Consider the following 18,942-nt stretch of genomic DNA (forward strand, 5'->3'; position numbering starts at 1 on the left):
TCTGTGCGATCCGGACGGCCGGCGGGGCCTCGGCGGCACGGCTCGCCCGGTTCCGCCACAGAGGTGAACGGTCCGGTGGCGGGCGGGGTCACGGTCGTCATCGGCCGCTCCTCGTCCCGCGTCGCCCGCCGTGCTGCGGGGCGGGGTTCCCCGGCCGGGTCGCGGCCCGGCCCGCGGGCCGTACGCCCGGCGTCCCCCGGCCCCGCCGGGGAGCGCCGTGCTCCGCCCGCGGGAGCGCCGGCCGCGGCCCTCCGGGTCGGACTCCCCGCGTGCGGGCCCGGGTCCGTGTCCGGGTGCGGATGCGTGAGGCGGGCGCGACGGCCTCCTTCCGGGCCGTGGCACGGCTCTCCCGTCCCTGCCGCAGGCAGGAGCGCAGCGACTCGGGATCGAGGCCCTCGTTGCACGCCTGGTGCAGGAGACGTGCGAAGACGTACTCGGGATCCGCCTGGAGCGCGAGACCGAGGGCGACGCGGGCGGTCGGTTCGTCACCGGTCGACCAGGCCGTCCAGCCGGCGAGGGCCAGCGGCGCCGCCGCGTACTCCTCGTAGGGGGCGACACAGCGCCGGGCGAGGACGCGCCAGAGCCGTACGGCCGCGGCGCCTTCCGCTCCCTCCATCCATTCGGCGAGGCGGTCGCGGGTGATGCGGTCCTGGAGCCCCACGATCACGGCCGCCGCTTCGCCGGGGTCGACTCGGGCGTCGTCGCCCGCCTCGACCGCGGCCCGGCCGCGGCGGGCCCCGTCCTTTCCGATCCGGCGCGGCGGTTCGGCGAACCTGCCCAGGAGCCGGCCGGCGAGGGCCACGGTCGCCTCGCGCAGTCGCGCCCTGCCGTGCTCCTCCGCGCCCTCCACGACGAGGGGGACGATCTCGGCCGCGGCGGCGTCGAGAGCGGCGCGCTGCTGTGCGTCACCGGGTGCGCCGGTGGGCCTGAAGCTCGCCTCCATCTCCCGCAGCGAGCCCCGCACCTCGATTCCCGCGTACACCGCGGCCGCCGCCATGGCCGAGGTGCCGCCGAGCGAGAGCGGGGTGCCGTCGGGCGGGCAGCAGCGGATGTCGGGGCAGCAGTAGGAGAAGTGGCGTCCGTCGGAGATGCACAGCACCTCGTAGACGGGGATGTCGAGGGCTCCGCAGGCGGTCCGGAGACGCTGGGCGAAGGGCCGCAGCCGCTCGTGGACCTCGCGGGCGGTCTCGCCGGGGTTCGGGTCCTGGCAGAGGAAGCCGACGATGCCGTCGGGCGGCGCGGTGCGCCGGGCGGACGTCTCGACGAGGCATTCGGCGAGGTGGTCCGCGGTGGAGTCCCACTCGTCGGGCGAGCGGGGGATGCCGAGCCTGATCCGGCCGCCGAAGCGTCCGCTCTCGCCGTGCAGGGCGACGAGCACGACCGAGTCGGTCGGGTGGAAGCCGAGCACGAACGGCAGGGCGTCGGCGAGTTCGGACGGGCTGCGCAGGGTGATCTGGCGGCCTTGAGCGGATGCGCTGGTCTCGTGGTGATTCGCGTTCATGGCGAGGACCGTCTCGTGATCTCACGTTTCCGACAACCCCTGTGGATAACTCCATTAATACGGTGTGATGATGCGATTTGCTCTGTCCACAGATCGCAGCCTCGTTCGCCGAATGTCCGAGGCATCGGGTTGCATGGAGGCATGACCCACGCAGACCGCCCGGAAGACCGCGCCGCGCTCCGCACCGCCGCCGACGCCGTACTGGCCCGACTCGTCGGGGACCCGACTGGCAAGGCGAGACTGCGCGAGGACCAGTGGCGCGCCATCGAGGCGCTGGTCGCCGACCGCCGTCGGGCGCTGGTCGTCCAGCGGACCGGCTGGGGCAAGTCGGCCGTGTACTTCGTGGCGACCTCCCTGCTGCGCGGGCGCGGCAGCGGGCCGACCGTCATCGTCTCGCCGCTGCTCGCCCTCATGCGCAACCAGGTGGACGCGGCGGCGCGGGCGGGCATCCGGGCCCGCACGATCAACTCGTCGAACACCGAGGAGTGGGAGAGCGTCAACGAGGAGGTCGCCGCCGGCGAGGTCGACGTCCTGCTCGTCTCCCCCGAGCGGCTGAACAACCCCGACTTCCGCGACCGGGTCCTGCCGCGGCTCGCGGCCGCCACGGGGCTGCTGGTGGTGGACGAGGCGCACTGCATCTCGGACTGGGGGCACGACTTCCGTCCCGACTACCGACGGCTGCGCACGATGCTGGCCGATCTTCCGGCCGGTGTTCCGGTCCTCGCCACCACCGCCACGGCCAACGCCCGGGTAACCGCCGACGTCGCCGAACAGCTCGGCACCGGCGCGGGCACCGACGCCCTCGTGCTGCGCGGTCCGCTGGACCGCGAGTCCCTCAGTCTCGGCGTGGTCGCGCTGCCCGACGCGGCCCATCGCCTGGCCTGGCTCGCCGACCGCCTCGACGAGCTGCCGGGCTCCGGGATCGTCTACACCCTGACCGTCGCGGCCGCCGAAGAGGTCACCGCCCATCTCCGTCAGTGCGGGCACACGGTCGCCTCGTACACCGGGCGGACGGAGAACGCGGACCGCCAGCAGGCCGAGGACGACCTGCTGGCGAACCGGGTGAAGGCCCTGGTGGCGACCTCGGCGCTGGGCATGGGCTTCGACAAGCCGGACCTCGGGTTCGTCGTGCACCTCGGCTCGCCCTCCTCGCCGATCGCGTACTACCAGCAGGTCGGCCGCGCCGGGCGCGGTGTGGAGCACGCGGAGGTGCTGCTGCTGCCCGGCAAGGAGGACGAGGCGATCTGGCAGTACTTCGCCTCCGTGGCCTTCCCGCCGGAGGAGCAGGTTCGCCGGACCCTCGACGTCCTCGCCTCCGCGGGCCGGCCGATGTCGCTGCCGGCGCTGGAACCGCTGGTGGAACTGCGCAGGACCCGTCTGGAGACGATGCTCAAGGTCCTCGACGTGGACGGGGCGGTGCGCCGGGTCAAGGGCGGCTGGGAGAGCACGGGGCAGCCGTGGGTCTACGACACCGAGCGGTACGCCTGGGTGGCCAGGCAGCGGTCCGCCGAGCAGCAGGCGATGCGCGAGTACGCCACCACGACCGGATGCCGGATGGAGTTCCTGCGGCGCCGGCTGGACGACGAGGAGGCCGCTCCCTGCGGCCGCTGCGACAACTGCGCGGGCCCTCGCTTCGACCCGAAGGTGACCGACGCGGCGCTGGACGCGGCCCGCGGCGAGCTGGGCCGCCCGGGCGTGGAGGTGGAGCCGCGCCGGATGTGGCCGACGGGGCTGGCCGCCGCCGGGGTCGACCTGAAGGGCCGGATCCCGGCCGGTGAGCAGACGTTCGGCGGCCGTGCCCTCGGGCGCCTGTCGGACATCGGCTGGGGCAACCGGCTCCGGCCGCTGCTCGCCGAGACGGCGCCGGACGGCCCGGTGCCGGACGACGTGGTGCAGGCGGTGGTCCAGGTGCTCGCCGACTGGGCGAAGGGGCCCGGCGGTTGGGCGTCCGGCGGCGCCGACGCGCCGCCCCGGCCGGCCGGGGTGGTCACGGTGGCCTCGCGGCGGCGGCCGGTACTGGTCGGCTCGCTCGGCACGCGGATCGCCGAGATCGGGCGGATGCCGCTGCTCGGAGCGGTGGAGTACGCACCCGAGGCGGAGGACGTGCGCCTGTCCCGGACCAACAGCGCCCAGCGCGTGATCGGACTGCATCGGGCGCTGGAGGTCCCGCCCGGGCTCGCGGAGCGGGTGGCCTCGGCGGGCGGCCCGGTCCTCCTGGTCGACGACCTGTCCGACACGGGCTGGACCCTGGCCGTGGCGGCGCGGCTCCTGCGGCGGTCCGGAGCGGAAGGAGTCTTTCCACTGGTGCTCGCCGTCCAGGGGTGAGAAGAGCTGGGAAACGGCGAGTGAATACTGGGTAACTGGGCAGGGATATCAGTGGCATAACGGTTCATTACCGTCAGCCGCTCCAATTGCTCGTTGCCGCCCCGCTCGGGCCAAGCAAGAATTGGGGAACCGCCCCACACGGCTTCAAGCGGTCCGGAAGGACTGTGCCGTGCTGCGCCCTCACCCGACCTTGCCCGCCTCGCGGGCGCGTATCCGAAGGGAGGACCGTGACCCTCGGATTCGCTCCGTCCACCGCCTCGCTCGGCTCGAGTTCCGCCTCTGCGAGCCGTCTCGCCCGGATGCTGGAGCCCGCCGATTGGGCCGCGGCCGGAATTCCCTTGCTGCGCAGTCCCCGTGAGGTCGTGAGCGGACTGCACTCCCGTCACCGTCCGCTGCCCACGACCGCGGTCGTGGCGGTGCTCGACCACGAGGAGCGCCTCACCGCGAGCGCCTCGTTCGTGCGCCGTCCCGGCCCCGCCGACGGCTGGGAGTTCCGGAACGCGCTCCTGGCCCATCTTCGGCGGGTGGTCCCGCACGACCTCCGGCGGCGCGCTCCCGTCCGGACGGCGGTGCTCGTCTACTGCCGCGACGGCGACGAGCGCTGGACGGAGGAGGACGGGGCCTGGATGTGGGGGCTCCGTGACGCCTGCACGCTCCACGGACTGCGCTGCGGCGCGTACATCACCCTGACCAAGGCCGGCTGGCAGGTCTTCGGCGAGGGCCGGGGCGGCCGCCGGCCGAGCTCGGACTCCACACCGCTCGCGCTGGGAGAGCCGACCGGCGAACTGGGTCACCTCGTGCCGCGGACGGCGGGCGGGGCGGCCGAACCGCTCCGCAGGGTCGCGGCGCGCTGAGCGGGCCGGCCGCTCCGCCGGGCCGTTTCCGGTCCGGCGGAGGCGCGACCGGTCAGACTCCGGCGCCGAGGACCGCGCCGACCCGTTCGGGGTCTCCGCAGACCACGAGCAGGGCGCCCGCGCGGGACAGGGCGACCGGCAGGGCCCGGGCGGCCACGTCGTCGCCGCCGTTGACGGCGACGATCACCACGGGCCGGGCGGTGACCCGGTCCACGGCGGCGGCCTCCGCGAAGAACACGTCCTCGCCGGCCTCCTGCTGGGCCCAGTAGGCGGACTCGCCGAAGGACAGCTCGTGCGCGGTCCAGGGGTGGCGTTCGCCGGTGGTGAGCACCAGGACCTCGCCGGGTGCCCTGCCACTGTCCAGAAGCAGGTCGAGGGCCTCCTCGGCGGCGTCGAGGGCGCCTTCGGCGGAAGCCGGGATGAGCTGGAGCTGCGGGCTGCCATGGCCGGAACGATTCACCGGACGGCTCTTGGGTGCGGGCGGGCCCGGGACGGGGCGCGGGGCCGGCGGTCCGGGACGGGCCGGCGCACCGGGACGTGGGGAGGCCGCGGAACGCGGGCCGGGGACGGGACGGGGGGTCGACGCGGGGCGGCCGGCGGCCGCGGTGGCGCTAGGACCCTGGGCGCTCTCGTGAATCTGAGGCTCCTCGGGAGGGAGAGGCATGGGTGGATGTCTATCAAATGCCGTTTCGGACGGCACCGTCGGGTGGGCGCACAGGTGCGCCCCCGGTCCTTCGGAGCCTCGTCGGTGAGGTTCCGCGGCCGGAAGATCAGAAGTCGAAGCCGAGTTGGCCCCCGCTCTCCAGAGCGGCCGCCTCCACGGAGAGGCGGACCTTCTTGAGATGGCGCCATCGGGGCATGGCGTCCAGGTAGGACCAGGAGAGCCGGTGGTACGGGGTGGGTCCCAGCTCTTCGAGGGCGGCCTTGTGGACGGGCGAAGGGTAGCCCGCGTTGGCCGCGAAGCCGAAGCCGGTGCAGTCGGGGCCGGAATCCAGCTCGGCCATCATGGCGTCCCGCCGCACCTTGGCGATCACCGAGGCCGCGGCGACGGCGATGCAGGACTGGTCACCCTTGATCACCGTACGCACCCGCCAGGGGCTGCCGAGGTAGTCGTGCTTGCCGTCGAGGATCACCGCGTCCGGGCGGACCGGGAGGCCGTCGAGGGCCCGGCAGGCCGCGAGGCGCAGGGCGGCGGTCATCCCGAGTTCGTCGATCTCCTGCGGGGACGCCTCGCCGAGCGCATAGGCGGTGACCCAGCGTTCCAGCTCGGCGGCGAGGGCGGTACGCCGCTTCGGGGTGATCAGCTTGGAGTCGGTTAGGCCCTCGGGGGGACGGCGCAGGCCGGTGACGGCCGCGCAGACGGTGACGGGCCCGGCCCATGCCCCGCGTCCGACCTCGTCGACCCCGGCGACGATCTTGGCGCCGGTGGTGGCTCGGAGCGACCGCTCGACGGTGTGGGTGGGAGGTTCGTACGGCATGGCGCCTGACAGGTTACGCCGCCGGGTGCCGCGTGCGGTACCCGGATTCCCGTCAGGCGCTCCTCCTCCGCTCCGGGACCCGGTCAGGACGGCCCCGAGCGCACCAGCGGCACCATGATCCGGTCGATCACATCGGCCATCTCCTCGTCCGTCCATTCGCTGCCGCACACCTTCGACCGGTACATCATCATCGCGGGGATGACGTCGAGGACGAGGTCGTCGAGGGCGTCGGGGCGCACCTCTCCACGGGCGATCCCACGCTCCAGAACCTGTCCGAAGAGCTGCTTCGAAGGGCCTATGACGCCCGTATCGATCAGGGCGCGGAGGCGCACGGCCGCTTCCTCGTCGCACTCGTGAAGGACCGCGCGCAGAGCGAGGCCGGGGCGCGAGTTCATCACGTCGCGGACGCGGCGACAGAGCTCGTACAGCTCGTCGCGGAAGCCGCCGAGGTCGGGGGCCTCGTCGAAGCGGGGCAGTCCGGCGCGGAGGGCGTCGGCGACCAGGTCTTCCTTGGACGGCCAGCGCCGGTACACCGCGGCTTTACCCGTCTGCGCGCCGAGCGCGACACCCTCCATGGTCAGACCGTTCCATCCGACGCTGCTCAACTGGTCGAGTGCCGCCTCCAGGATGGCGCGTTCGAGCACCGGTCCGCGTCTGCGGGAGGCCGCTCCGTCCGGCCGGGCGGCGGCCGTGGAGCGCGAAGTCATCATCAGGGTCTCTCCGTTGGGGCCGAGGCGAACCACCGGCAGCGCCCAGTGAACGGTTGCGTTCACTGAGAGGGACTCACTACCGTGAAGGCCAGTGAACGGTCACGTTCACTAATTCTTCCGTGGGGGGTCCATAGTGACAACAACTCCGGTCGACACACAGGCCGGGAAAGGCCTCGCCGGCTCCGGAGGCCGGCCTGGAATCGCACTGACGGTCATCGCCGCCTGCCAGCTGATGGTCGTCCTCGACGCCACGATCGTGAACATCGCGCTCCCGCACATCCAGGACGCGCTCTCCTTCTCCACCACCGATCTGTCCTGGGTGCTCAGCGCCTACACGCTGACCTTCGGCGGTCTGCTGCTCCTCGGCGGCCGGGCCGGCGACATCCTCGGCCGCCGCCGGGTCTTCATGGCCGGCATTCTGCTCTTCACCTTCGCCTCGCTGCTCGGCGGCTTCGCGCAGGAACCCTGGCACCTGCTCGCCGCCCGGGCCCTGCAGGGCGTGGGGGGCGCGATCGCCTCGCCGACCTCGCTCGCCCTGATCACCACCACGTTCCCCGAAGGGCCGGAGCGGAACCGGGCGTTCGGCGTCTTCGCGGCGGTCTCGGCCGGCGGCGGCGCCATCGGACTGCTCGCCGGCGGCATGCTCACGGAATGGCTGGACTGGCGCTGGGTGCTCTTCGTCAACGTGCCGATCGGCCTGCTGATCGCGTTCCTGGCACCCCGGTACATCAACGAGTCGGAGCGCCACCCCGGCCGGTTCGACATCGCGGGGGCGGCGACCTCGACGCTCGGCATGGCGGCGCTGGTCTACGGCTTCATCCGCGCCTCGGAGAACGGCTGGAAGGACTCGCTGACGGTCGGTTCGTTCGTCGCAGCGGTCGTACTGCTCGTCGCCTTCGCCCTGGTCGAGTCGCGTGCGAAGGAACCGATCACGCCCCTGCGGATGTTCGCCGACCGGAACCGCTCCGGGACGTACGTGATCATGCTGAGCCTCGCGGCCGCCATGTTCGGCATGTTCTTCTTCATCGTCCTGTGGGTGCAGGGCGTGCTGGGGTACTCCCCGATCGCGTCCGGCCTCGCCTTCCTCCCGGTCACGGTGGCGATCGTGACGGGTGCCGGGCTGTCACAGCGGTTCCTGCCCGCGCTGGGCCCGAAGCCCTTCATGGTGACCGGTTCCACGATCACGGGTGTCGGCCTGTTCTGGCTGACGTTCATCGAGGCGGACAGCGGCTACGCCGACGGGGTCCTGGGCCCGATGGTCCTCTTCGGCTTCGGCATGGGCCTCAACTTCGTCACCCTGACGCTGACGGCCGTCTCGGGGGTGGCCCCGCACGAGGCCGGCGCCGCGTCCGGCCTGCTCAACGCGACGCAGCAGGTGGGCGGCTCGCTGGGCCTCTCCATACTGGTGACGGTCTTCGGCACGGCGAGCCGCACCGAGGGCGAGAAGCAGGCGGCGGACTTCCTCGCCCACGCGACCCCGGAGCAGCGGGCCGAGTTCCTGCGGACGAAGGAACTCCCGGCTCCGTGGAGCCACGAGGTGCTGACCTCGGGCATCTCGACCGCCTTCACCGCGGCGGTGGCCATGGTCGCGGTCGCGCTGCTCACCGCGGTCCTGGTGATTCGGGTCCGCAGGAGCGACCTGGAAGCCCTCAGCGGCAAGGCCGCGGGTCCCGTGGCCTGACGGCAGATGCGGATGCCCGGGCCCCGAGGGGTCCGGGCATCCGTGGCGTTCAGCTCCGGGCCGGAGCCTGCGGCACCCAGGCGGGAAGCGCCTCGGTGCGGTCCAGCCATGCGGCCGGGGGCGCGCCGGCGGCCCCGGAGGCCACCACGCCGCCGGCGATGGCGCAGGTCGTGTCGACGTCCCCGCCGACCTGCGCCGTCGTCCAGAACGTCGTCTCGAAGTCACCCAGGCTCCGGGCCGCCGACCAGAGGGCGAACGGCACCGTGTCGTGCGCGCTGGTCCGCCTGCCGCTGCCGAGCACCGCCGCGACGGTCCCGGCGTCGCCGTAGTCCAGCATGTCGCGGGCCCGGCGCAGCCCCGCGCCGACCGCGCTGCGCGGGACCAGGGCGATGACGCCGTCGAGCAGCGCCTCGGGCGTGGGAGGACCGGCCGGGTCGGCCGCGAGGGCGGCCGCCGCGGCGACGGCCATCGAACCGACCACCGCCTCCCGGTGCTGGTGGGTGGGGTAGGCGGAGATCTCGGCCTGGTGGGTGGCCTGCTCGGGGTCGTCGGCGTACCAGGCGCCGAGCGGGGCGATGCGCATCGCGGCGCCGTTGCCCCAGGATCCCTGTCCGTTGAAGAGGGCGGCGGACAGTTCGCGCCAGTCGCCGCCCTCCCGGATCAGCCGGAGCATCCGGTTGACGGCGGGGCCGTAGCCCCGGTCGAAGTCGTGGTGGTCGGCGAAGGAGGCGGCCAGGGCGTCCTGGTCGATGCGGTCGTGTCGGGCGAGGACGGCCAGGACGGAACAGGCCATCTCCGTGTCGTCGGTCCACTGCCAGGGGCCGGGCGGCAGCTCGCGCCGCTTCAGCAGGGGGTAGTGCGCGGGGACGAAGAACTGGGAGCCCAGTGCGTCCCCCACGGCCAGTCCGCGCAGACTGGCGAGGGCGCGGTCGAAGCGCCGGTCGAATGAGGAGTCAGCGATCATCGGTGCGCCACTCTATCCGGTGGGGCCGTACGGTTCCGGGGTACACCAGCGTTCGAAGGGGCGGTCCAGCCGGTAGCGCCCGTCCTCCCCGAGCAGCAGGACCCGGGTTTCCGCGTTGCCCGGATTCGACAGTGACTCGAATTCGGCCACGCTCCAGTGGAACCAGCGCATGCAGAAGAGCCGCATGGTCAGCCCGTGGGTGACGATCAGGACGTTCGGCGGGTGGTCGGGGGCCTCGAAGCTGCGGTAGAGACTCTCCAGGAACGCCCCCACGCGGTCGTACACGTCGGCCCCCGACTCCCCTTGCGCGAAGCGGTAGAAGAAGTGCCCGTACGCGTCCCGGTAGACCTTCTGGAGGCGTACGTCCTCCCGGTCCTGCCAGTTGCCCCAGTCCTGCTCCCGCAGCCGTGGCTCCTCACGGATCCTGAGCCGTCCCGGTGGCAGCTTGAAGGCGTGGAGGGTCTCGTGGGTCCGCCGGTAGGGCGAGACGTACACGCTGACCGCCTCGTCGCCGAAGAGTTCCCTCAGCCGCTCCCCCGTCTCCTCCGCCTGCCGCCGGCCGGTCCCGGTGAGCCGGAGGGCGTGGTCGGGCTCCCGTTCGTAGACGGTGTCGTCGACATTGCCTTCGGATTCTCCGTGCCGTACGAGAACGATGCGCCGCGGTCGTGCCATGCTCCGACCCTAGAGGGAGACGCCCCGTTCGGCTCAGTCGAGGAGGCGGCCGGAATCCATCCGGCGTATTCGTCCGGTGAACGCGCGCCGCAGTCCGCGGTCGTGCGAGACCACCACGAGGGCGCCCGGCCACTCCTCCAGGGCCCGCTCCAGCTCCTCGACCAAACCCAGGGCGAGGTGGTTGGCGGGCTCGTCGAGGAGCAGCAGGTCTGCGGGACGGGCGAGCAGCCGTGCGAGTGCGAGTCGGCGCAGCTGTCCCGCCGAGAGGTTTCCCACGGGCACCATGAGATCGTCCGTCCGGAACAGTCCGTACGACAGGAGCCGTTCGGCGAGGCCGTCGTCGTCGAGCCCGAGCCCCAGCCCGTCGCCGAAGGCGGTGAGCAGGGGTTCGGCCGGTCGCCGGACGGTCACCTCCTGGGACAGGAGGCCGATCGCGCCCCGGCGCCGGACCTCTCCCCGGTCGGGGGCGAGCCGGCCCGCCATGACGCGCAGCAGAGTGGACTTGCCCGCCCCGTTCTCCCCGTGGACGAGGAGCCGTTCACCGACCCGGAGGGTGAGCGTGTCGACGGCGAGCCGCTCACCGACCCGGACGCCGTGCAGGGCGAGCAGTTCGCCGTGGGCCGCTCCGGCCTGGGGGCGGGCGGCGAAGGCGAGGGGCGGCGCCGGTTCGGACACCGGTTCCGCCTTGAGCCTGCGCAGCCGCTCCCGGGCATTGCGCACGCGGCCGGACACGGAGGCCTGGACACGGCCGCCGGCCCGGTCGTAGGCCATCTTGTTGTTGTCCTTCATGACTCGGCCCGCGGCGACGGCATGGGCCGTGCCCTCCGCGTAGGTCTCCAGGCGCTCGGTCTCGGCGCGCCATTCCTCGTACTCCTGCTGCCGACGGCGGCGGGTGGCCTCGTGCGCGGCGCGGAAGCCCGCGTATCCCTCGCCGTGCCGGACGAGGGCCTTCCGGTCGGTGTCCACCTCGACGAGGGCGGTGGTGACCCCTTCCAGGAAGACGCGGTCGTGGGAGACGGCGACGACGGTCCCCGGGTGGCCGCGGAGGGACTCCTCCAGCCAGTCGAGCGCCGCGGCGTCGAGGTGGTTGGTGGGTTCGTCGAGCAGGAGGACCTCGGGCGCGGCGGCGACGGCGCAGGCGATGCCGAGCCGGGCCTGTTCCCCTCCGGAGAGACCGCCGAGCCGGCGGTCCCGGGCGATGCGGGCGATCCCGAGGGCGTGCAGCGCCTTGTCGACGCGGGCGTCGGCCTCGTACCCCCCGCGGAGTTCGTAGGCGGTGAGCAGCTCCCCGTACGCGGCGAGATCGTCGGCGGCCCCGCGGTCCAGGCGGGCCTCGAGGGCGCGCAGTCGCGCCTCCATGGCGCGGAAGTCGGCGAGCGCCGAGTCGACGGCGTCGGCCACCGTTTTCTCCGGCGGCAGCTCGGGGGTCTGGCGCACGAGCCGCAGGCCGCCGTCGGTCAGGACGGTGACCCGCCCCTCGTCCGGCGTGACCGTGCCGGCGAGCAGGTGGAGGAGCGTGGATTTGCCCGCGCCGTTCTCCCCCACGATCCCGACCCGCTCGCCGGGACGGACGGAGAGCGAGACGCGGTCGAGGAGTATCCGCTCCCCACGGGAGACGGTCACGTCGTGGAGCGAGATCTGTGCGGGCATGGCACCTCCCGGGGCAACGGCAAACACAACCCTTGTTGCGTTAATGATGAGTGTGGCACACTCGGAGGCACTAATGCAACGGGAGTAGCAATTGAACGAGACGAGCGAGGCCCCCGCACCCGGCAGCCGGCGCCCCGGCGGACGGACCGCCCGCACCCGGGCCGCCGTCCGCGACGCCGTCCTGACCGGACTGACCGAACACGGCTACCCCGCCCTGACGGTGGAGTACGTGGCGGAGCACTCCGGCGTGCACAAGACGACGCTCTACCGCCGCTGGGGCGGAGTGGAGGGGATGGTGGCCGACGCCCTCGACCTCGCCGGGGAGGACGACTGGACTCCGCCCGACACCGGCAGCCTCGCCGGGGATCTGCGCGCCCTCGCCCACGAGGTCGTCGAGGGGTTCCGGGAGCCGGCGGACGCCGCGGCACCCACCGCCTTCGTCGGCGCCGCGTTCCAGTCGCCGCGCGCCGCCGACGCCCTGCGCTCCTTCTACGCGGAGCGCTTCCGCCGCTGCGAGGAGGTCGTGACCAGGGCGGTGCACCGGGGCGAGGCGCCCGCCGCCACGGACGCCGGAGCCGTGGTCCGGGCCGTCTCCGCCCCTCTCTTCCTCCGCCTCTTCGTCACCCGCGAACCCATCGACGAGGAACTGGCGGACCAAGCCGCGGACGCGGCTCTGAGGGCCACGACGGCAGGCGTCTTCGACAGACGGACCGGGGGCCCGGCCCCGGCCGGGAGCCCCGCCCCGCCCGGCACCGCTCCCGCCACCGAGAGCTGAACCGTCAGACGGTCCAGGTCGGTTCGAGCCGCACCACGTCACCGGTGAGCGCGGCCACGTCGGCCTCGGTCTGCGCCCGCAGACCGAGGCGCTCCACCCGCTCCTCGCGGTACTTGCCGTGCTCCGCGGCGGAGTTCCAGAGCGAGAGCACCAGGAACTCGTGGCCCGACGACTCGCCGAAGAGCCCCCGCAGCATGCCCGGGGAACCGGCCATCGCCGGGTTCCACACCTTCTCCTGCATGAGGGCGAAGTGCTCCACCCGCTCCTCGTGGACACGACAGTGCGCCACCCGCGCCACATCGGCGTCGGCGAACTTCGGCTCGAAGCCGGTCTTCACGTCGAAGCGGTGGTCGAAGAGCTTGATCTGCGCGTCCTTGTACGTGCCGGACTGCGCGGCGGCCAGCCGGTCGTGCGAGCGGGCCATGAAGGAGTCGTAGAAGGCCCGGCTCTCCCAGAAGGAGAAGACGTGCGCGATCTCGGGGCGGGCCCGGCTCCAGCCACCGCCCTGCCCCCGGAAGCCCGGCTCCCCGAGCAGCCCCGCCCACTTCCGCTGCCCCCGCTCGAAACCTCGACGGTCCACGACGGCGCAGCGAATCCACTTGACCAGCACCGCGCCATCGTACGGGCCCGAGGGGCACCCCGGCAGACCGTCATCACAGAGGGGCGAACCCGTGTGAGACGCCGTCAGCGCCCCTTCCTTTCAGGCCAGTCGGGCGTCGACTTCCGGCACTACCCGCCCGGGAACGGCACTCGGATGCCTCGGCAGACCCAACTGTCGTACGTGCGTGACACCATGAAGGAGGACACGGAGCGACGGGTCCTCGCAGGGGAACGGGAAAGGGGAAGCAGCGTGAGCGGACTCAACAAGGGCGTCGGCAAGGTCGAGGTGGCGCTCAAGTGGGACCCGGCGCCGGCGGGCGCGCCCGCGCACGACCTCGATCTCGTCGCCGCCGTCTTCACCGCCGAGGACCCCCACGGGACGCCCGCCCAGCTGGTCCACTTCGGCAGCCGCTCCGCCGACGGGACGATCACCCTCCACCGCGACAGCCGCACGGGGCAGGGCTTCGGCTACGACGAGGCGATGACCCTGGAGCTCGACCGGCTCGCGCCGCGTTACGTCCGCGTCGTGGTCGGCGTCGCGATACAGCAGACCGGGGGCCGCGTCGTCTTCGGCTCCATAACCCAGACCGCCGTGCGGGTCAGCGAGGGCTACACCGAGCTGCTCGGCGACGACCTCTCGGCAGCCGCCGGCGCGACCGCGGCGACCGTCGTCGAGTTCACCCGGGACGGCGCGGCGGGCTGGACCTTCCGGCGCCTGTCCCAGGGGTTCGACACCGACCCGCAGACCTTCGGCTCGCTCATGGGCTCCGCGCGCGCCTGACCCCTCCGCCCGTCGGAACGGTCCGGACATGACGAAGGGCGGTGGAACCGGCATCCGGTTCCACCGCCCGCCCGCCGGGATCACTCCCGGCGGGTCATCGCCTCAGGTCAGCTGCAGCCGCTGGTGGAGCCGCAGCCCTCGCAGATGTAGCAGGAGCCGGCGCGCTGCATCTTCGTACCGCAGGAGAAGCAGAGCGGGGCGTCGGCGCTGATGCCGAGCTGCATCTCGACGAGCTCCGCCGAGGTGTGCGCCTGCTTCGGGGCCGGGACCTCCGCCTTGACGACGGGGGCCGGGGCCGCGACGGCCTTCAGCTCCGTGGCGACCGGGGCGGACTGGGCCAGGCCCTCGACGTCGACCTCGTCGTCGGCCTGCTCGTAGGAGCCGGTCTCCAGGTGACGCTGGCGCTCCTCGGCGGAGTGGATGCCGAGCGCGGAGCGGGTCTCGAAGGGCAGGAAGTCCAGCGCCAGGCGACGGAAGATGTAGTCGACGATCGACTGCGCCATCCGCACGTCCGGGTCGTCGGTCATGCCGGCCGGCTCGAAGCGCATGTTGGTGAACTTCGAGACGTAGGTCTCCAGCGGGACGCCGTACTGCAGACCGACGGAGACGGCGATGGAGAAGGCGTCCATCATGCCCGCGAGGGTCGAACCCTGCTTCGACATCTTCAGGAAGACCTCGCCGAGACCGTCGTCCGGGTAGGAGTTGGCGGTCATGTAGCCCTCGGCGCCGCCGACGGTGAAGGAGGTGGTGATCCCCGGGCGGCCCTTCGGAAGGCGCTTGCGGACCGGGCGGTACTCGACGACCTTCTCGACGGCCTCGCGGATCGTCGCCTCGGTCTTCGCGGTCACCTCGGCCTTCTCGTCCTCCTTCTTCTTGGCGGAGAGCGGCTGGCCGACCTTGCAGTTGTCGCGGTAGATCGCGAGCGCCTTGACGCCCATCTTCCACGCCTCGAAGTAGACCTCCTCGACGTCCTCGACCGTGGCCGTCTCCGGCAGGTTCACGGTCTTGGAGAGGGCGCCGGAGATCCAGGGCTGGATGGCGGCCATCATGCGGACGTGGCCCATCGCGGAGATGGAGCGCTCACCCATGGCGCAGTCGAAGACCTCGTAGTGCTCGGTCTTCAGGCCCGGGGCGTCGATCACATTGCCGTGCTCGGCGATGTGGGCGACGATCGCCTCGATCTGCTCCTCCTGGTAACCCAGGCGGCGCAGGGCCTGCGGGACGGTGCCGTTGACGATCTGCATCGAGCCGCCGCCGACGAGCTTCTTGAACTTCACCAGGGCGAGGTCCGGCTCCAGGCCGGTGGTGTCGCAGGACATCGCGAGACCGATGGTGCCGGTCGGGGCGATGACCGACGCCTGGGCGTTGCGGAAGCCGTTCTTGGCGCCGAGGCGGATCACGTCCTGCCAGGCCTCCGTGGCGGCGGCCCAGATCGGCGAGTCCAGGTCGTCCATGCGGACGGCCGTCTCGTTGGCGTCGGCGTGCTGCTTCATGACGCGCTGGTGCGGCTCGGCGTTGCGGGCGTAGCCGTCGTAGGCGCCGACGACCGCGGCGAGTTCGGCGGAGCGCTTGTACGAAGTGCCGGTCATCAGGGAGGAGATGGCACCGGCGAGGGCACGGCCGCCGTCGGAGTCGTACGCGTGGCCGGTCGCCATCAGCAGGGCGCCGAGGTTGGCGTAGCCGATGCCGAGCTGGCGGTAGGCGCGGGTGTTCTCGCCGATCTTCTGGGTCGGGAAGTCGGCGAAGCAGATGGAGATGTCCATCGCGGTGATGACGAGCTCGACGACCTTGGCGAAGCGCTCGACCTCGAAGGACTGGTTGCCCTTGCCGTCGTCCTTGAGGAACTTCATGAGGTTCAGCGAGGCGAGGTTGCAGGACGTGTTGTCCAGGTGCATGTACTCGCTGCACGGGTTCGAGCCGTTGATGCGGCCGGACTCGGGGCAGGTGTGCCAGTGGTTGATCGTGTCGTCGTACTGGATGCCCGGGTCGGCGCAGGCCCACGCGGCCTCGGCCATCTTGCGGAAGAGCGACTTGGCGTCGACCTTCTCGATGACCTCGCCGGTCATGCGGGCACGGAGGCCGAAGGTGCCGCCGGACTCCACGGCCTTCATGAACTCGTCGTTCACGCGCACGGAGTTGTTGGCGTTCTGGTACTGGACGGACGTGATGTCGTCGCCGCCCAGGTCCATGTCGAAGCCCGCGTCACGGAGGGCGCGGATCTTCTCCTCCTCCTTGACCTTGGTCTCGATGAAGTTCTCGATGTCGGGGTGGTCGACGTCGAGGATGACCATCTTGGCGGCGCGGCGGGTGGCACCACCGGACTTGATGGTTCCCGCGGAGGCGTCGGCGCCGCGCATGAAGGAGACCGGACCGGAGGCGTTGCCGCCGGAGGAGAGCAGCTCCTTGGAGGAGCGGATGCGGGAGAGGTTCAGGCCGGCGCCGGAACCGCCCTTGAAGATCATGCCCTCTTCCTTGTACCAGTCGAGGATCGACTCCATGGAGTCGTCGACGGACAGGATGAAGCAGGCGGAGACCTGCTGGGGCTGGGGCGTGCCGACGTTGAACCAGACCGGCGAGTTGAAGCTGAAGATCTGGTGGAGGAGGGCGTAGGTGAGCTCGTGCTCGAAGATCTCCGCGTCGGCGGGCGAGGCGAAGTAGCCGTAGTCCTCGCCGGCCTTCGTGTAGGTCTTCACGATGCGGTCGATGAGCTGCTTCAGACCGGTCTCGCGCTGCGGGGTGCCGACGGCCCCGCGGAAGTACTTGCTGGTGACGATGTTGACCGCGTTCACCGACCAGAAGTCGGGGAACTCGACGCCGCGCTGCTCGAAGTTGATCGAGCCGTCGCGCCAGTTGGTCATGACGACGTCACGGCGCTCCCAGTTCACCTCGTCGTACGGATGCACGCCGGGGGTGGTGTGGATGCGCTCGATCCGCAGGCCCTTGCTCGCCGCCTTGGCTCCCTTGGTGCGGGAACCACGTGCCGGGCCGCTCGCCGTCTCTGTCATGCCGCCTCCCATATATGGGCAAAACACCCTTTGGCGCCCAGATAATCCCAGAGCACCGTCTTCTGTACTACGTTCTGTACTGCTTGACCCGCGGGCACCACGGAGGCCGCCCGGGGCAGGTCTTCACGGCCGGTGTCGCGGCCGGTCGCCGGGCCGCGGGGGCCCGGACCGCCGTCAGTCGGCGGCGCCGGCGGGAACGGGCACCTCGGAGGCACCGGTCCCGCCCTGCTCAGCGGGAGGCCGCACGCGGAGTTCCGCGATGGCGGCCTCGAAGTCTTCGAGTCCCTCGAAAGCCCGGTACACGGACGCGAAGCGCAGGTAGGCGACGAGGTCGAGCTCCTGCAGCGGTCCCAGGATGGCCATGCCCACGTCGTGCGTGGTCAGCTCGGCGCTGCCGGTGGCGCGCACCGCCTCCTCGACCCGCTGGCCGAGCTTGGCGAGGGCGTCCTCGGTGACCGGCCGCCCCTGGCACGCCTTGCGGACGCCGGAGATGACCTTGGTGCGACTGAAGGGCTCGGTGACGCCGGAGCGCTTGACCACCATGAGCGAACAGGTCTCCACCGTGGTGAAGCGGCGGGCGCAGTCGGTGCACTGGCGGCGGCGTCGGATCGACGTGCCGTCATCGGTGGTGCGGCTGTCGACGACCCTGCTGTCGGGGTGCCTGCAGAAGGGGCAGTGCATCGGTTACGACCCTCTCCTCACGGCACGACTGAACAGCCTCGCCGGGCTCGTCAGGCCCCTCGAAGCGACCACCAGCATAGGCGATGGAGGCTGCCCCGGCGGACCGGGGACCACTATCCCTGGGTGGCCGGTGACATCCAACCACTAGATCTAGGGTTGAGAGCGTTGCGACACCCCCGCGTGTCGCGAGACCCCCGGAGCCGCGTCCGCACTCCGCGAATGGGAGACTGGGAGGGCGCGCCGGGGCCGGAGAACCCAGCGGCGAAGGCTACCGTAAGGGCGGGATCGACCCCCCGAAGCCCCCTTGAAGCCCTCCGAGGTCGGACTCCCATACACCCCCACCCGCACACGCGTAAGGCAATCTGCGGATTTTCACTCGAACGTGTGTTTGGCGCAACCTTTCGAAAGCTACTACCGTTGTGCCAGCCAGGGAGACCAATCGAGAGGGGCCGACGACGTGACCACCACCGCAGACAGCGCCACCATCACCGCCCAGGACCGCTCCCAGGGCCGACTCGAGCCGGTGCACGCCATGAACGACACAGCCATGAACGGCGAGGAGCCCGGGCGTCCCGCCCGAGCCCTCCCCGGAAGGCCTCCAGGCATCAGGGCCGACAGCTCCGGCCTCACCGACCGCCAGCGCCGGGTCATCGAAGTCATCCGCGACTCGGTCCAGCGGCGGGGCTACCCGCCGTCGATGCGCGAGATCGGTCAGGCGGTGGGGCTCTCCAGCACGTCGTCGGTGGCCCACCAGTTGATGGCCCTGGAGCGCAAGGGCTTCCTCCGCCGCGACCCGCACCGCCCCCGGGCGTACGAGGTGCGCGGCTCGGACCAGCCCAGCACTCAGCCGACCGACACCACCGGCAAGCCCGCCGCGTCGTACGTGCCGCTGGTCGGCCGGATCGCGGCCGGCGGCCCCATCCTGGCCGAGGAGTCCGTCGAGGACGTGTTCCCGCTCCCCCGGCAGCTGGTCGGCGACGGCGAGCTCTTCGTCCTCAAGGTCGTGGGCGACTCCATGATCGAGGCCGCCATCTGTGACGGCGACTGGGTCACGGTCCGCCGCCAGCCCGTCGCGGAGAACGGCGACATCGTCGCCGCCATGCTCGACGGCGAGGCCACCGTGAAGCGCTTCAAGCGCGAGGACGGCCACGTCTGGCTGCTGCCGCACAACGCCGCGTACCAGCCCATCCCCGGCGACGAGGCGACGATCCTCGGCAAGGTGGTCGCCGTACTGCGGCGGGTCTGACCGGACCCGCCGGCCCGGA

Annotated in this window: 16 protein-coding genes; 6 read left to right on the top strand and 10 right to left on the bottom strand. The window is 72.0% G+C overall.

Annotation, left to right across the window (positions count from 1 at the left end; translation table 11 throughout):
- Positions 1–97: 97 nt before the first annotated feature.
- Positions 98–1,501, bottom strand: a complete 1,404-nt coding sequence (locus ACF1ED_RS17200; RefSeq protein ID WP_391761189.1) for a DUF4192 domain-containing protein — start codon at positions 1,499–1,501, stop codon at positions 98–100.
- A gap of 141 nt (positions 1,502–1,642) precedes the next feature.
- Between ACF1ED_RS17200 and ACF1ED_RS17205 the strand changes: the two genes are divergently transcribed.
- Positions 1,643–3,826, top strand: coding sequence for a RecQ family ATP-dependent DNA helicase (locus tag ACF1ED_RS17205; RefSeq protein ID WP_391761191.1), 2,184 nt, complete (start codon positions 1,643–1,645; stop codon positions 3,824–3,826).
- A gap of 227 nt (positions 3,827–4,053) precedes the next feature.
- Positions 4,054–4,680 (top strand): hypothetical protein, encoded by a 627-nt coding sequence (locus ACF1ED_RS17210; RefSeq protein WP_391761193.1) that lies wholly within the window; start codon positions 4,054–4,056, stop codon positions 4,678–4,680.
- A gap of 52 nt (positions 4,681–4,732) precedes the next feature.
- Here the strand turns inward: ACF1ED_RS17210 and ACF1ED_RS17215 are convergent, their stop codons facing one another.
- From ACF1ED_RS17215 to ACF1ED_RS17225, 3 genes are all read right to left on the bottom strand, one after another.
- Positions 4,733–5,344, bottom strand: coding sequence for a hypothetical protein (locus tag ACF1ED_RS17215; protein WP_391761195.1), 612 nt, complete (start codon positions 5,342–5,344; stop codon positions 4,733–4,735).
- Between the two features lie 106 nt (positions 5,345–5,450).
- Positions 5,451–6,158 carry a ribonuclease HII gene (locus ACF1ED_RS17220; RefSeq protein ID WP_391761197.1) on the bottom strand — a complete coding sequence of 236 codons (708 nt, stop codon included), beginning with the start codon at positions 6,156–6,158 and terminating at the stop codon, positions 5,451–5,453.
- A gap of 83 nt (positions 6,159–6,241) precedes the next feature.
- On the bottom strand, positions 6,242–6,868 hold the full coding sequence (locus ACF1ED_RS17225; RefSeq protein ID WP_391761199.1) for a TetR/AcrR family transcriptional regulator: 627 nt from the start codon (positions 6,866–6,868) through the stop codon (positions 6,242–6,244).
- 133 nt (positions 6,869–7,001) lie between these two features.
- Here ACF1ED_RS17225 and ACF1ED_RS17230 point away from each other — a divergent pair, with 133 nt between their 5' ends.
- Complete coding sequence (locus ACF1ED_RS17230; protein ID WP_391761201.1) at positions 7,002–8,549, top strand: MFS transporter; 1,548 nt, start codon at positions 7,002–7,004, stop codon at positions 8,547–8,549.
- A gap of 49 nt (positions 8,550–8,598) precedes the next feature.
- On the opposite strand, the gene ACF1ED_RS17235 is transcribed toward ACF1ED_RS17230, so the two are convergent.
- The 3 genes from ACF1ED_RS17235 to ACF1ED_RS17245 are packed head-to-tail and all read right to left on the bottom strand — an operon-like array spanning position 8,599 to position 11,835.
- Positions 8,599–9,513 (bottom strand): ADP-ribosylglycohydrolase family protein, encoded by a 915-nt coding sequence (locus ACF1ED_RS17235; protein WP_391761203.1) that lies wholly within the window; start codon positions 9,511–9,513, stop codon positions 8,599–8,601.
- A gap of 12 nt (positions 9,514–9,525) precedes the next feature.
- The gene (locus tag ACF1ED_RS17240; RefSeq protein WP_391761204.1) at positions 9,526–10,185 is read right to left on the bottom strand and encodes a histidine phosphatase family protein; all 660 of its coding nucleotides are present in this window, start codon (positions 10,183–10,185) and stop codon (positions 9,526–9,528) included.
- 33 nt (positions 10,186–10,218) lie between these two features.
- The gene (locus tag ACF1ED_RS17245) at positions 10,219–11,835 is read right to left on the bottom strand and encodes an ABC-F family ATP-binding cassette domain-containing protein (RefSeq protein ID WP_391761206.1); all 1,617 of its coding nucleotides are present in this window, start codon (positions 11,833–11,835) and stop codon (positions 10,219–10,221) included.
- A 91-nt stretch (positions 11,836–11,926) separates the two neighbouring features.
- On the opposite strand from ACF1ED_RS17245, the gene ACF1ED_RS17250 reads away from it, so the two are divergent.
- Positions 11,927–12,610, top strand: a complete 684-nt coding sequence (locus tag ACF1ED_RS17250) for a TetR/AcrR family transcriptional regulator C-terminal ligand-binding domain-containing protein (protein ID WP_391761208.1) — start codon at positions 11,927–11,929, stop codon at positions 12,608–12,610.
- 4 nt (positions 12,611–12,614) lie between these two features.
- Here ACF1ED_RS17250 and ACF1ED_RS17255 read toward each other — a convergent pair whose 3' ends face one another.
- Positions 12,615–13,220 (bottom strand): YdbC family protein, encoded by a 606-nt coding sequence (locus ACF1ED_RS17255; RefSeq protein ID WP_391761210.1) that lies wholly within the window; start codon positions 13,218–13,220, stop codon positions 12,615–12,617.
- A 240-nt stretch (positions 13,221–13,460) separates the two neighbouring features.
- Here ACF1ED_RS17255 and ACF1ED_RS17260 point away from each other — a divergent pair, with 240 nt between their 5' ends.
- Positions 13,461–13,991, top strand: coding sequence for a TerD family protein (locus ACF1ED_RS17260; RefSeq protein WP_391761212.1), 531 nt, complete (start codon positions 13,461–13,463; stop codon positions 13,989–13,991).
- A gap of 107 nt (positions 13,992–14,098) precedes the next feature.
- On the opposite strand, the gene ACF1ED_RS17265 is transcribed toward ACF1ED_RS17260, so the two are convergent.
- Together ACF1ED_RS17265 and nrdR are read right to left on the bottom strand one after the other, a co-directional pair.
- A complete protein-coding gene (locus ACF1ED_RS17265) occupies positions 14,099–16,996 on the bottom strand; it encodes a vitamin B12-dependent ribonucleotide reductase (RefSeq protein WP_391761214.1) in 2,898 nt (965 codons plus the stop codon).
- A gap of 174 nt (positions 16,997–17,170) precedes the next feature.
- On the bottom strand, positions 17,171–17,677 hold the full coding sequence (gene nrdR / locus ACF1ED_RS17270) for a transcriptional regulator NrdR (RefSeq protein ID WP_391761216.1): 507 nt from the start codon (positions 17,675–17,677) through the stop codon (positions 17,171–17,173).
- Positions 17,678–18,134: 457 nt separating this feature from the next.
- Between nrdR and lexA the strand changes: the two genes are divergently transcribed.
- Positions 18,135–18,923, top strand: coding sequence for a transcriptional repressor LexA (gene lexA / locus ACF1ED_RS17275; protein WP_031010805.1), 789 nt, complete (start codon positions 18,135–18,137; stop codon positions 18,921–18,923).
- Positions 18,924–18,942 lie beyond the last annotated feature (19 nt).

The sequence above is a fragment of the Streptomyces sp. NPDC014656 genome (genome assembly GCF_043084305.1).
In the GTDB taxonomy this organism is placed as follows: Bacteria; Actinomycetota; Actinomycetes; order Streptomycetales; family Streptomycetaceae; genus Streptomyces.